Annotated in this window: 13 protein-coding genes; 8 read left to right on the top strand and 5 right to left on the bottom strand. The window is 35.8% G+C overall.

Annotation, left to right across the window (positions count from 1 at the left end):
- Positions 1-4 precede the first annotated feature (4 nt).
- Positions 5-1,108, top strand: a complete 1,104-nt coding sequence (locus tag ABD935_RS00430) for a bestrophin family protein (RefSeq protein ID WP_345189479.1) — start codon at positions 5-7, stop codon at positions 1,106-1,108.
- Positions 1,109-1,201: 93 nt separating this feature from the next.
- Here ABD935_RS00430 and ABD935_RS00425 read toward each other — a convergent pair whose 3' ends face one another.
- The 3 genes from ABD935_RS00425 to ABD935_RS00415 all read right to left on the bottom strand — a co-directional run bounded on the left by ABD935_RS00425 (position 1,202) and on the right by ABD935_RS00415 (position 4,066).
- Complete coding sequence (locus tag ABD935_RS00425; protein ID WP_345189478.1) at positions 1,202-1,759, bottom strand: DUF4136 domain-containing protein; 558 nt, start codon at positions 1,757-1,759, stop codon at positions 1,202-1,204.
- An 18-nt stretch (positions 1,760-1,777) separates the two neighbouring features.
- The gene (locus ABD935_RS00420; protein WP_345189477.1) at positions 1,778-3,772 is read right to left on the bottom strand and encodes a urocanate hydratase; all 1,995 of its coding nucleotides are present in this window, start codon (positions 3,770-3,772) and stop codon (positions 1,778-1,780) included.
- Between the two features lie 126 nt (positions 3,773-3,898).
- Complete coding sequence (locus ABD935_RS00415) at positions 3,899-4,066, bottom strand: C1orf53 family protein (RefSeq protein ID WP_345189476.1); 168 nt, start codon at positions 4,064-4,066, stop codon at positions 3,899-3,901.
- A 144-nt stretch (positions 4,067-4,210) separates the two neighbouring features.
- Here ABD935_RS00415 and ABD935_RS00410 point away from each other — a divergent pair, with 144 nt between their 5' ends.
- The 5 genes from ABD935_RS00410 (at position 4,211) to ABD935_RS00390 (ending at position 8,185) form a co-directional block, all read left to right on the top strand.
- Positions 4,211-4,549 (top strand): hypothetical protein, encoded by a 339-nt coding sequence (locus ABD935_RS00410; protein WP_345189475.1) that lies wholly within the window; start codon positions 4,211-4,213, stop codon positions 4,547-4,549.
- The gene (locus tag ABD935_RS00405; RefSeq protein WP_345189474.1) at positions 4,539-5,450 is read left to right on the top strand and encodes a 1-aminocyclopropane-1-carboxylate deaminase/D-cysteine desulfhydrase; all 912 of its coding nucleotides are present in this window, start codon (positions 4,539-4,541) and stop codon (positions 5,448-5,450) included. Before ABD935_RS00410 ends, ABD935_RS00405 begins: the two co-directional genes overlap by 11 nt.
- 16 nt (positions 5,451-5,466) lie before the next feature.
- Positions 5,467-6,252 (top strand): glucosaminidase domain-containing protein, encoded by a 786-nt coding sequence (locus ABD935_RS00400; protein WP_345189472.1) that lies wholly within the window; start codon positions 5,467-5,469, stop codon positions 6,250-6,252.
- A 3-nt stretch (positions 6,253-6,255) separates the two neighbouring features.
- Complete coding sequence (hemL, locus tag ABD935_RS00395) at positions 6,256-7,542, top strand: glutamate-1-semialdehyde 2,1-aminomutase (protein WP_345189471.1); 1,287 nt, start codon at positions 6,256-6,258, stop codon at positions 7,540-7,542.
- Between the two features lie 337 nt (positions 7,543-7,879).
- Entirely contained in the window at positions 7,880-8,185 is a 306-nt protein-coding gene (locus tag ABD935_RS00390; protein WP_345189470.1) for a hypothetical protein, read from the top strand.
- A gap of 55 nt (positions 8,186-8,240) precedes the next feature.
- Here the strand turns inward: ABD935_RS00390 and ABD935_RS00385 are convergent, their stop codons facing one another.
- Positions 8,241-9,233, bottom strand: a complete 993-nt coding sequence (locus tag ABD935_RS00385; RefSeq protein ID WP_345189467.1) for a DUF6695 family protein — start codon at positions 9,231-9,233, stop codon at positions 8,241-8,243.
- Positions 9,226-9,948 carry an NRDE family protein gene (locus ABD935_RS00380; RefSeq protein WP_345189465.1) on the bottom strand — a complete coding sequence of 241 codons (723 nt, stop codon included), beginning with the start codon at positions 9,946-9,948 and terminating at the stop codon, positions 9,226-9,228. The genes ABD935_RS00385 and ABD935_RS00380 overlap by 8 nt, the downstream gene beginning before the upstream one ends.
- Before the next feature lie 151 nt (positions 9,949-10,099).
- Between ABD935_RS00380 and pruA the strand changes: the two genes are divergently transcribed.
- Together pruA and ABD935_RS00370 are read left to right on the top strand one after the other, a co-directional pair.
- Positions 10,100-11,728, top strand: a complete 1,629-nt coding sequence (gene pruA, locus ABD935_RS00375; RefSeq protein ID WP_345189463.1) for an L-glutamate gamma-semialdehyde dehydrogenase — start codon at positions 10,100-10,102, stop codon at positions 11,726-11,728.
- A 132-nt stretch (positions 11,729-11,860) separates the two neighbouring features.
- Positions 11,861-13,453, top strand: a complete 1,593-nt coding sequence (locus ABD935_RS00370) for a T9SS type A sorting domain-containing protein (protein WP_345189461.1) — start codon at positions 11,861-11,863, stop codon at positions 13,451-13,453.
- Positions 13,454-13,491 lie beyond the last annotated feature (38 nt).

The raw sequence follows: 13,491 nt of genomic DNA, 5'->3' as shown, positions 1-13,491 counted from the left end.
AAACATGTATACCAGACGTATATTTCCTGTTGCCGGAGTTTTAAAATGGACACGCAGGCACATTTTTTTATTCCTAATTATAGCTTTAATTCCTGTAGTATTATTTGATGTTGTGGGTTTAAAATGGTTGCATGTGCCATGGTTGCCCTTGGGTGTTTTGGGTACAGCCGTAGCGTTTATTGTAAGTTTTAAAAACAATGCGTCGTATGACCGCCTTTGGGAAGCTCGTAAAATTTGGGGTGGCATTGTAAATGCATCGCGTTCATGGACCATTATGGTAAAGGATTTTATAGATAACACGCATGTAAAACAAGTAAGAACGGATGCAGAATTACAAACTATTAAACGCGAATTAGTGCACAGGCATGTGGCTTGGTTAACGGCATTGCGTTATCAAATGCGCCAAGATAAGCCTTGGGAGATGCATTTGAAGTCGCAGCGTTCTAATCAAGAATTTAGGGCTTCTCACTTTAGAGTTTGCGAGGATGAAATTACGGTTGAAGATGAGATAAAAAATTATCTATCTGAAGATGAGTTTAAAGCTGTTTTTGCTAAAGGAAATCAGGCATCACAGATTTTGGGAATTCAATCCAAGCGGTTAAAAGAATTAATGGATGACGGGTTGATTGAAGATTTTAGACACATGGAAATGGTTAATTTACTAGTCGAGTTTTATAGTTTACAAGGGAAATCTGAACGGATTAAAAATTTTCCATATCCAAGACAGTTTGCAACGCTAAATTATATGTTTGTCTGGATATTCATCATTCTGTTGCCATTTGGTATCATGGAAGGTTTTGAGGTTATTGGCGATCATATTCTGGAAGATTTAGCGATGCATGAAGAACATACGTCTTTGGCGCATAGAATACAAGAGTTTATCGCCAAGCATTTTGTTTGGTTTTCTGTTCCATTTAGTGCTTTAATAGCTTGGGTGTTTCATACTATGGAAGTTATTGGAGAAAATACAGAGAATCCTTTTGAAGGCGGTCCAAATGATATTCCTATAACCGATATGAGCAGGGGCATTGAAATTGATATCAGACAACTTATTGACGATACCGATATTCCAGAACCTTATATTTGGACAAATGATATTGTAATGTAATAAAAAATGCAACTCAATAAGTTGCATTTTTTATGGAATTTAGTATTTGTCTTTTTTGAATTTTAACACCTCGTGGGCTTGCCCAGAGGTAGTTTATTGCTGTGCTCCAGGAGGATATTTCTCCATAATTTTAGTAACAAACTCTTTTATACGTTCCTCTTTTTTCTCCATGTTTCTGCTTAAATAGCCTGTTCCCATACCTTGCCAAACCAGTTCTTTTTTATTAGCATCAATCAAATCTACATACAATGTGCCCTGAGTACTTGTTGATACACTAGGTTGGTTCCAACCCCAGCCCCAACCAGGACCAAAGCCGCCGTAACCACCCCAACCCCAGCCACCATAGCCCCAGGAGTTGTTGTAAACATCAACACGTTGTTGTGATTTTGTAAAAAGACTGACTAACAAATCTGGGTTGTCAGATTTTGTAAAGCCTTTAGCTAAAAGTTCAGCTTCAATAGCACGCAGAATTCGGCGTTTATCTAAATCGCTAATTTCTGCTTTGTCAATACCTGTCTTAAAAAATGCAAAGGTTTTGTATTCGCTAAACTTTGCTGCTTTATCGTAATCTGCTGCAACTCTTACGGAGCTACAAGACGAAACCACTATTAGTAACGCTAAGAGTGGCAGTATTTTTAAAAGTTTTTTCATAGTACAATTTTTTAATGGTTATAGTGAATTTAACAAACTATCATCAACAGTGTTCGGTAATGTTACTTTTAAATTAGGCTCAGCTTCCATAGCGCGTTTTATTGCAAAAATGGCCTCTTCGTTTCTTGCCCAACTTCGTCTTGATATACCGTTATTTACATCCCAGAATAACATAGACTTTAAACGCTTTTCGGCTGCTTTAGTACCATCAAGAACCATACCAAATCCGCCGTTAATCACCTCGCCCCAGCCAACGCCACCGCCGTTATGTATGCTTACCCATGTTGCCCCTCTAAAGCTATCGCCAATAACGTTGTGAATAGCCATATCTGCAGTAAAACGTGAGCCGTCATAAATATTACTGGTTTCCCTGTATGGCGAATCGGTTCCGGAAACATCATGGTGGTCTCGACCTAAAATAACATATCCAATTTCATTTTTTGCAATAGCGTCGTTAAAAGCTTGTGCTATTTTCATGCGCCCTTCAGCATCAGCATATAAAATTCTAGCTTGCGAGCCAACCACTAATTTGTTCTCTTGAGCCCCCTTAATCCATTGTATGTTGTCTGCCATTTGTTGCTGGATTTCTTGTGGTGCATGTTTTTTAATGTCTTCTAAAACACGACAGGCAATAGTATCTGTTTTAGCCAAATCTTTTGGTTTTCCTGAAGCGCAAACCCAACGGAATGGTCCAAAACCATAATCAAAACACATAGGCCCCATAATGTCTTGTACATAACTCGGGTATTTGAATTCTCTACCTAAACTAGGGTCTTCAGACAGCACATCTGCACCCGCCCGAGAGGCTTCTAGTAGAAATGCGTTTCCATAATCAAAAAAGTAAGTCCCTTTTTTAGTATGTTTATTAATTGCAGCAGCATGTTGACGCAGGGATGCTTGTACTTTCTCTTTAAATACTTCAGGGTTAGTTGTCATTAAGCTATTGGATGCTTCAAAAGAAAGTCCAACAGGGTAATACCCGCCAGCCCAAGGATTATGAAGTGATGTTTGGTCGCTTCCTAGGTCGATATAAACATTAGCTTCATCAAATTTCTCCCAGACATCTACAATGTTTCCTAAATAAGCAATGGACACCGTTTCTCTTTCAGCTTTAGCTTTATTGACTCGAGTAACTAATGCATCTAAATCGGTAATTTTTTCGTCAATCCAACCTTGGTCTAATCGAACTTGGGTGATTTTAGGATTCACTTCTGCACAAACCGTAATGCAACCCGCAATATTTCCAGCCTTTGGTTGTGCACCGCTCATACCACCTAGTCCAGAAGTAACAAATAAGTTGCCTTTAGGTGGTTTGCTTATTTTTCTAAAGGCATTTAATATGGTAATGGTGGTACCGTGAACAATACCTTGCGGACCAATGTACATATAGCTTCCAGCGGTCATTTGCCCATATTGTGATACGCCCATGGCATTGAATTTTTCCAAGTCGTCTGGTTTGGAGTAGTTAGGGACCATCATCCCGTTTGTAACCACGACTCTTGGCGCTTCTTTATGACTAGGAAATAAGCCCATAGGATGACCAGAATACATAACAAGCGTTTGCTCATCATACATTTCTGCTAAGTATTTCATGGTAAGCCTGTATTGTGCCCAATTTTGAAAAACTGCACCATTGCCACCATAGGTAATCAATTCATGAGGGTGTTGCGCCACGGCATAATCCAAGTTGTTTTGAATCATAAGCATGATGGCGGCAGCTTGTTTTGATTTTGCTGGATACGCATCTATAGGACGCGCATACATTTGGTAATCAGGACGAAAACGGTACATGTAAATACGCCCGTAAGTATCCAATTCGTTTTTAAATTCAGTGATTAATTTGGCGTGATGTTTTTTGTCAAAATACCTTAGTGCGTTGCGTAGTGCTAGTTTTTTTTCTTCAACAGATAAAATGTCTTTTCGCTTTGGTGCATGATTAATGGAGGCATCATAAGGTTTTACTGAAGGTAATAAAGTAGGGATGCCGTCCAGTATTTGTTCTTGAAATGTCATTTTATGAATATTTTAATTACTACTAATTTGTCCTGTAAATTAGTGTTAACTATGGGAAGCGAATATCTACACGGTGGTAGGTGTTCGCGACTTTAATTCTATATGTCATTAACATAATATCCAAATCTATTTTTTATTAATGGAGTTGGTTGCTTTGTTATATCCGTATGGGCAATGTCTGCATCCGCTTTCGCAACAATAGCCACGTTTTAAGTGGTATTGCTCGGTAAAACAGCGATAACCTTCAGGTGTTAGGTAGTAATCGCCTTCTTCAATGGGGATTATTTTTTTCAATTTTTGCTATTTAGCCAAGAATACACGAATAATTACTTTTAAAAGCTTGTTTTCGGTATATTTATTAATCATAAGATTTGTGAATTCGTGGCAATAAAAACAAAGATACTATTATTTGGATTGATTTTTGAAACCCTTTAAATTATGATTTTTATTTCGAAATATTTAGTACCCAAAGGATATACGGGAATGACCATTTTTCCTTTTGTTTTTTTAAAATCCAAGCCATTGAAAGCTAATCGTGTCTTAATAAACCATGAGAAAATTCATTTAAGACAACAAATAGAATTGTTGATAATACCCTTTTATGTATGCTATATATTCGAATTTTTAATAAGACTAATTCAGTATAAAAAATGGCATAAGGCCTATAAGAATATTTCATTTGAAAGAGAAGCTTATTTCAATGAAAATAATTTAGAATATATCAATAATCGCCCATTATGGGCTTTTTTGAAGTACCTTCGCACGTATGATATTTGAGTTCGAAAATACCGTAAATGAACTGGTAAATCTTCCTAAAGAAACCGGTGTAGAATTATTTATAAAACGTGAAGACCAATTGCATGCGTTTGTGTCTGGGAATAAATACAGAAAACTTAAATACAATCTTCTGCAAGCTGAAAAATCAGGTTTTAAAACCTTATTGACATTTGGAGGGGCGTTTTCAAACCATATTGCTGCTGTATCTTCCGCTGGAAATATTTTGGGTTTTAAAACTATTGGAATTATTAGGGGAGAGGAGTTACGAGATAAGATTTCCGAAAATCCAACCTTAAATTTTGCAAAGGAAAACGGGATGCAATTTAAGTTTGTTTCAAGGGGATTGTATAGAAATAAAACTTCTGATGATTTTTTAAATGAGCTAAAAAACGAGTTCGGAAACTTCTATTTAATTCCTGAAGGCGGGACAAATAGTTTGGCTATAAAAGGTTGCGAAGAAATTTTAACAGATAATGATGAAACTTTTGATTATATCTGTTGTGCAGTTGGAACGGGCGGAACAATTTCAGGACTCATAAATTGTTTAAAACCTAGTCAACAAGTTTTAGGTTTTCCTGCCTTAAAAGGCGACTTTTTACAACAAGATATTAGTAAATTTGCAAGACAAACGAATTGGAAATTAATAAGTGATTATCATTTTGGCGGTTATGCTAAAATAAATGAAGAATTAGTAACGTTTATCAATCAGTTTAAAATAGATTTTGATATACCCTTAGACCCTGTTTATACTGGTAAAATGCTTTATGGAATTATGGATTTAATAGAAAAGAACTATTTCCCTAAGGGTTCCAAAATTTTAGCCATTCACACAGGTGGCTTACAAGGTATAGATGGTATGAACGTGGTTTTAAAAAATAAAAGTTTACCAATAATTGAGTGATTAATTGAGTAATTAAATGAAGAGAATACTGTTGTTATTTTGTTTTGGGTGTTTGCTTTTTAGTTGCAAGTCTAGAAAAGGTATTGTAACTAAAAAACCTAGAGATGCTTCAAAACAAGTAGAAGTAAAACAAGAAGAAAAAGTAACGCCTAAAGTTTACGCTAATAATACCGAGCGTTATATTGATACTCACAAAAGCACTGCGCAACAAGAGATGAGCCTATACGGTATTCCTGCAAGTATAACTTTGGCTCAGGGTATTCTTGAGTCTGGTTCTGGAAAAGGAAGGCTTTCTGTTAAGGCAAACAATCATTTTGGAATTAAATGTCATGAATGGACGGGTAAAAAGATTTACCATGATGATGATAAAAAACAAGAATGTTTCAGGAAATATAAAGATGCTAAATATTCGTTTCGGGACCATTCTTTGTTTCTAACAGAGCGAAAACGGTATTCAAAACTTTTCAAATTAAAAAAGGAAGATTATAAAGGTTGGGCTAAAGGCCTGAAAGCTGCTGGTTATGCAACAGATAGAAAATATCCGCAAAAGCTGGTTAGCTTGATTGAACGTTATGAATTATATGCGTACGATAAGGAAGTTATGGGCGATGACTATGTGAAATATGATAATCCTGTAACGCAAGAACGAACAACATATAAGGTATTAAAAGGAGATACGTTGTATTCCATTTCAAGAAAATATAAAATTACAGTAAAAGAACTTCAAAACATAAACGGTTTAAATGATACAGCTCTTAATATTGGACAGGTATTGGTCGTTAAACCATCATCAAAAAACTAATTCATGATTTATAAGAGAAGCAGTGCGTTGTTTGCTGAGGCAGAAAAAGTAATTCCAGGAGGTGTAAATTCCCCAGTAAGGGCATTTAAAGGTGTTGGCGGAACACCTATTTTTGTTAAAGAAGCCAAAGGCGCTTACTTATATGATGAAGATGGAAACCGTTTAATTGATTACATAAATTCATGGGGTCCTATGATTTTAGGACACGCTTATGCCCCTGTAGTAAATGCCGTTGTTGAAAAAGCTAAGAAAGGAACGTCTTTTGGCATGCCAACAGAAATTGAAACGCAAATAGCAGAATTGGCTGTTTCTATGGTGCCAAATATTGATAAAATCCGTTTTGTGAATTCAGGAACCGAGGCCTGTATGAGTGCCGTGCGTTTAGCTAGAGGCTACACCGGAAAAGATAAAATCATCAAGTTTGCAGGTTGTTATCATGGACATTCAGATTCGTTTTTAATTCAAGCAGGAAGTGGAGCAAGTACTTTTGGAACACCAAATAGCCCTGGAGTAACAAAAGGAACTGCTAAAGATACTTTACTGGCGCGTTACAATGATATTGAAAATGTGAAAGGGTTGATTGATGCAAATAAAAACGAAATAGCCTGTATTATTATTGAGCCAGTTGCTGGTAATATGGGGTGTATTCCTCCCAAAGATGGTTTTTTGAAAGGATTGAGAGATTTATGTGATGCGAATGATATACTGTTGGTTTTTGATGAGGTGATGACTGGTTTCCGTTTAGCCAAAGGCGGGGCGCAACAATTGTTTAATATACATGCTGATATTGTTTGCTTCGGAAAAGTGATTGGTGGCGGATTGCCTGTTGGTGCTTTTGCAGCAAAAAATGAAATCATGAATCATTTAGCACCATTGGGACCTGTTTATCAAGCGGGGACTTTAAGTGGAAATCCGTTGGCCATGGCAGCAGGTTTAGCCATGCTTACGGAATTGAACAATGACGCTGAAATTTTTAATCGATTAGCTAAAAAAACCGAATATCTACATCAAGGAGTTTCTAAAGTTTTAATAGAAAATAATATTACACATACCATTAATAGAACAGGTTCTATGATTTCTGTACATTTTGATGAAGGCCATGTTGTAGATTTTGAAACCGCAGCCAAAGGTAATAATGATACTTTTAAAAAATTCTTTCACGGGATGCTTCACGAAGGTGTTTATATTGCGCCTAGTGCTTTTGAAACTTGGTTTATAACAGACGCTTTGAGTTACGAGGATTTAGACTTTACCATAGCAGCTGTAAATACTGTTTTAAAAACGCTATAAAAGGGGGTGGGTATCAAATAATTATGAGCTAGACCAGAATTGGCTTAGGTTTATGTTACTGTTCCTCGAAAAGATTAACAGGAGATAGGTTCGTAAGATGAAATAATAAAAAAGTGTTTTTACAGGATAATAGTCACAAAAAAACCCATTATATCCTGACCTATTTACTGGATATAATCAATAAAAGTTATTATATGACACGTTGTCCAACATTTGAGGAATTAATAAACCGAAAGACCAATTTTCAAGATTTAGAATTGCTTGTAGACAAGCAATTCAAAAAGACTTAATAAGCGTAAAACAAAAATATTTTAAGAAAAATGCTAAAAAAAGTAAAGTGAAATGTCAAGAATCAGGCGAATATTTAACTTATGAAGAATTAAATGTAGACCATCGACAGCCGAACACTTTTTCTGTAATTGTAGATAGATTTATTGAAATTAAAAAACTGAATGTAAAAGAAATCGAATTATTGCAAATCGAAGGAGGACCAAATGAAATTGCAAATAAAGATTTAAAAACTGAATTTAGAGAATATCATAAAGAAAAAGCGAATTTAAGGTTAGTAAAACGTGAATTAAATTTAAGTAGAACTTATCAAGGAAGATTAGGAAAAACAATAAAGGATTTAACAATTGAATAAAAACTTCATGTCCTGATAGTTATGTCTAATCCTAAAATACTGCTAAATGTTAAAACTAAACTTTTCTTTCAAACCTAAAAACTTTCCCACTTTGCTTTACATGAAAGAATTTACAATTTGAATAATGTATAAATTCGAATTCTAAATCATAATCAAAAGTATCGTCTTCAACAATAAACCTATCATGCACATCAATATTCCCATAGGGTGAGATACGTTTAAAATGATACTCTAAGTTATGTCCTGTTTTATGTAATTCAAACCAAGCACCAGCAGCAATACCAGGTAGCCATTGTGCTTTTTTGTGCAAATCAACTACAGGTTTTGATTCTAAGGTTCCAACAAAATTGACTTTATGGTCTTTCAGTTTATCCAAAAAACAGCGCACATTTTCACTTTTTTGAGAGCCTTTAAATTCTGAAATAACTCCAGTTTCTGAGACTTCATAAGGATGGTTTTCAGTGTCAGCAAGTAACACATTACCAACAGTACTTGGTGTAAACCATTTGGAGTTTTCAAGATTCTTTTTCATTTTAGAATCTGTTACCGAAGCAATCAAAGTATCCGTTACAAAACGCGCACAATTACAGGCGTCTTTTATAAACGCTGCATATCTAATAAAATGCTTTTCTTGCATTTTGGTAATGTGGGTTCGTGCTTTTTTATAATTAACCGCATTACAAATCGAAGCTACTAATTTACCCTCACCATGTGTAAGCTTTGGATGCGTTCCTAAAAATTCTAGAATGTTGTCTAAATTTTTAATGTCATTGTTTTCAATGTCTGCTTTTAAAGGAAAATGTAACTCATTATCTGTATCGCTACCTCGAACTCTTCCATTAGGTTCAGAGGTGATATATCGTCCGAAATCATGATATTCTAAAATGCCTGTTTCTTTATCGATCAATACCAAAGCGGCATGACCTGCTCGTAAATAATTTTTTTTTCCAACCCCAATAAATCGTAAATACGGAGAAAACCATTCTTCAGAAACCATAACAATAGTCTCTGGATATGCCAATGTTAAAATAATACCTGTATTATCCATTGACTACCTGTGGAAGATTGAATGTTTTAGTGGTTACCATCTTGTTTTCAATATTTTTATATCGCATGTCAACATCATTACCTCGTTTTTCAATTTGTGTAATACTTGTTGTTTTTACAAAACCACGATTCATAACTACACCATAATCCATATTATCGGCATCAGCAGTACTATGGAATTCTAATATAGAATCGGCATTTAATTCATTAAACGCTTCAAAATTTTCAAACCATTGCTGACGTTCCTTCATCATCCCTTCAGAATATAATGTAGAAGACGACCATATTCTTGAGTCTTTAGGCAATTCAATAAAATGTTTGTTTTTTCCATCCCAAACCAATTCATAAAACTTTAATGTTGCATTCCAATCCGCAATAACTATGGTAAATGGTTCAATATCTTCAAGATTATAAGCCTCAATGGTTGCAACAATATCATTAGATATCATAAAATCATTAGCCACGATACCTCTACTCTTTCTATAACTCGATTGTCGCTTGTGTTTTTCAAAAGCCCCATTAAGTACACAAACAACTCGATTTTTTTCGCTTACACCAATCCAAGTGCCTCCCATTTTGTCTTTTGGAAACAATAATTTGGTGTTGTCGATAGTATAAAAATCTGGAACTAGTGATACTCTGTCTGGAGCTTCGTCTCGATTTGTGGTTAACACAAAATCATTATTGCCAATGGGGATTATTGTAACTGTACACATATAAAACGTAGTCTTAAAACGCTTTGGCAACTTACAAAAAATAAATAAAATTTAACGCACTTTTAAAAACTGCAAAATTCAAATTATCATTTAATAATTCGTAAATTTGTACCGTGTTTAATGAAAATACAATAATGAAAAACCAATAATCATGGGAAAAGGCTTTTTTAACGTACCAATTGCTATAAACGAACCTGTAAAATCTTATGCTCCTGGGTCACCAGAACGTGATGCAGTACTTAAGACCTACAAAAACATGTTTAATAGTAAAATTGATGTGCCTTTATATATAAACGGTAAAGATGTAACTACTGGAAATACCAGAACGATGTCGCCACCACATGACCATAAACACGTAGTCGGAACGTATCATTTAGCTGAACAAAATCATATTGATGACGCTATTTCTACTGCGTTAGAAGCTCGGAAATCTTGGAGTCAAATGCCTTGGGAGCAACGTGCTGCTATCTTTTTAAAAGCTGCCGAACTTATTGCTGGTCCTTATCGTGCGAAAATAAATGCCGCAACTATGATTGCGCAATCTAAAACCATTCATCAAGCTGAAATTGATGCTGCCTGTGAGTTTATAGATTTCTTGCGTTTTAATGTGCAGTTTATGACGGATATTTACATGGAACAACCAGAAAGCACAAGTGATGCTTGGAATAGAGTTGAATACCGTCCGTTAGAAGGATTTACCTATGCCGTAACCCCATTTAACTTTACTGCTATTGCCGGAAACTTACCAGCATGTATGGCATTAATGGGGAATGTAGTAGTTTGGAAACCCAGTGATAGCCAAGTGTATTCCGCAAAAGTTATTATGGACGTTTTTGAAGAGGCAGGTGTACCTCCCGGAGTAATTAATGTGGTTTTTGGCGACCCGGTTATGATTACCAATAGGGTTATGGCGAGTCCCGACTTTTCAGGATTGCATTTTACGGGTTCAACGTTCATCTTTAAAGAACTTTGGAAACAAATAGGCGACAACATACACAATTATAAAACCTACCCACGCATAGTTGGTGAAACAGGCGGAAAGGATTTTATTGTTGCACATAAATCAGCTAATGTGAAACAAGTAGCCACTGCTATAGTTCGTGGTGCTTTTGAGTTTCAAGGTCAAAAATGTAGTGCTGCATCCCGTGCATATATTCCAAAGAGCCTATGGAGCGATGTGAAGAATTATGTTTTAGAGGATTTAAAATCATTTAAAATGGGGTCTCCCGAAGACATGAGCAATTTCATAACTGCCGTAATCCATGAGGGTTCATTTGACAAGCTAGCAAAATATATTGATGGCGCAAAAGCTGATACCGATGCGGAAATTATTGCTGGCGGGAATTACGATAAGAGCAAAGGTTACTTTATAGAACCAACGGTTATTCTAGCTAAAGATCCAAAATACACCACCATGTGCACGGAGTTATTTGGCCCAGTGATTACTATTTATGTTTATGAAGATAATGACTATGTAGAAACATTGCAATTGGTAGACGGCACCAGTGAATATGCCCTTACAGGTGCTATTTTAGCTAAAGACCGATATGCGATTACTCAAGCTACGGAAGCATTACAAAACAGTGCCGGTAACTTTTATATTAACGACAAACCAACAGGAGCCGTAGTTGGTCAGCAACCATTTGGTGGTGCTCGAGCATCGGGCACGAACGACAAAGCAGGAAGTGCGCAAAACTTATTAAGATGGGTGTCCCCACGATTGATAAAGGAAACGTTTGTGACGCCTACAGATTACAGGTATCCGTTTTTGGGGGAATAAATAATCCGCAAAACAAGCTCTCAAGAAATCAAACTAGATTGAGAATAAAATGAGTGTAAAAAAATCCTTCATGTTAAATTAATTTGAAGGATTTTTTTAATACCTTAATATCATATTTCAAAATAAATAATCATGGTAAAAAAATACATTTTAGGATTACTATTATTTCCTGTTATTGCTTATACGCAACCTGGTACTGAAAGCGCAGTTACCATAATAAACTCGACACTTACTCACCAAGGTTTTGGTGAGACTATGGCTCATGCTGGAACAGCAGAATATAAAATTTATTACGATAATGTTGATGGTGTTTTAGACAAACCCATTTTTATTTTGGACGGTTTCGACCCTGGGGATTCCAGAGGTATTACTGCATTATATAATTCATTTTATAATGCTCCAACAACAGATAACATGGTGACTGAAGTTAGAAATGAAGGTTATGATTTAATAATTGTGAATTTTCCATCTTACACAAGTTCTACCGATGGCACAACTTTAATTGATGGAGGAGCCGATTTTATACAGCGAAATGCTTATTCTGTAATCGCATTGCTACAACTCATTAACGGCATGACAGACGCTACAAGCGAAAATGTTGTGATTGGAGCAAGTATGGGTGGGCTCATTGCCCGATATGCTTTAAGCTATATGGAGCAAAATACGATTACTCATGATACACGATTATATATCTCTTTTGATTCGCCACATCAGGGTGCCAATATTCCGATTGGTATACAATATTTATTTAATTATATGGTAAATGGTGTTGGTTTAACTGCATTTCAATCTGGTTTAAATGATTTAGATAGTGCCGCTGCAAAGCAAATGTTAGTCGATCATTATTTAGCTCATGTTGGAGGAGATGGTATTTCACAAGCAGGTTCTAATCTGCCAATGGGAGCTCCTAATTTTAGAGATGCATTCCAGTCAGAGTTAAATGCGATGGGTTTTCCACAAACCGTACGTAATGTAGCCATGATAAATGGCAGTGGCTTAGGAGCAACTTCAGGCTCTGCAGGAGCCAACGTTATTAATCATACATTTGTAACAACCCTATTACCAATTATCATAAATCTCAACTTTGCACCAGTTGCTGCGCAATCAAATACTGCCGTATCTGTGGGCACAATACTTGGCACTTATACCGCAATTGCCGAATCCCCAATATTTACGGACGGTGTTGATAGTTCGCCAGGTGGGACCACAAACTTAAATACGCTTAGCGGAGATGGAAGTAATGCAACTCTTAACGAATTTGTTGCTAATTTAACTGAAACTGAATATTGTTTTATCCCTACCGTTAGTAGTTTAGCAATGGCTTCAACTAACAATTGGTATACATTGCCTGATAATACTACACCTTTTGCAAACACATATATTCCAGATACAAATGAAGGACATGTTATGGTTACCAATGGCAATGTGGCTTTTGCTTTGTCTGAAATTAGAGAAGAAAACTTAAGTAGTACTGATTTCTTAGCGGAACAAATGGTTAAACTCAGTTTAAACCCTATTAGCAACTCGCTTGTTTTGTTGAATAGTTCGTATCAAACACAAGCTCAAATTTCTATTGTGGATATTACCGGTAAGTTGGTATTTCAAAATAAAATAGAGCTGCAAGAGCGCACAAACATTCCTTTAAGTTTATCCTCTGGATTGTATATACTCGATGTGAGAGCTGAAAATATGTCTTTATTAAAAACAAAGTTAGTGGTGAAATAAAATTTAAACATGTCCTTCCAAATAAAATGAACTCTCTG

It is taken from the genome of Algibacter agarivorans (assembly GCF_039543245.1).
Classification (GTDB): Bacteria; Bacteroidota; Bacteroidia; order Flavobacteriales; family Flavobacteriaceae; genus Algibacter_G; species Algibacter_G agarivorans.
Note: the sequence above shows the minus strand (reverse complement) of the source record. Positions and strands in the feature narration are given on the sequence as shown.

Bases quoted from the DNA above. Each gene is read 5' to 3' on its own strand.
- ABD935_RS00430 (WP_345189479.1), top strand. From the start codon at position 5: ATGTATACCAGACGTATATTTCCTGTTGCCGGAGTTTTAAAATGGACA.
- ABD935_RS00425 (WP_345189478.1), bottom strand. From the start codon at position 1,759: ATGAAAAAACTTTTAAAAATACTGCCACTCTTAGCGTTACTAATAGTG.
- ABD935_RS00420 (WP_345189477.1), bottom strand. From the start codon at position 3,772: ATGACATTTCAAGAACAAATACTGGACGGCATCCCTACTTTATTACCT.
- ABD935_RS00410 (WP_345189475.1), top strand. From the start codon at position 4,211: ATGATTTTTATTTCGAAATATTTAGTACCCAAAGGATATACGGGAATG.
- ABD935_RS00405 (WP_345189474.1), top strand. From the start codon at position 4,539: ATGATATTTGAGTTCGAAAATACCGTAAATGAACTGGTAAATCTTCCT.
- ABD935_RS00400 (WP_345189472.1), top strand. From the start codon at position 5,467: ATGAAGAGAATACTGTTGTTATTTTGTTTTGGGTGTTTGCTTTTTAGT.
- hemL (WP_345189471.1), top strand. From the start codon at position 6,256: ATGATTTATAAGAGAAGCAGTGCGTTGTTTGCTGAGGCAGAAAAAGTA.
- ABD935_RS00385 (WP_345189467.1), bottom strand. From the start codon at position 9,233: ATGGATAATACAGGTATTATTTTAACATTGGCATATCCAGAGACTATT.
- ABD935_RS00380 (WP_345189465.1), bottom strand. From the start codon at position 9,948: ATGTGTACAGTTACAATAATCCCCATTGGCAATAATGATTTTGTGTTA.
- pruA (WP_345189463.1), top strand. From the start codon at position 10,100: ATGGGAAAAGGCTTTTTTAACGTACCAATTGCTATAAACGAACCTGTA.
- ABD935_RS00370 (WP_345189461.1), top strand. From the start codon at position 11,861: ATGGTAAAAAAATACATTTTAGGATTACTATTATTTCCTGTTATTGCT.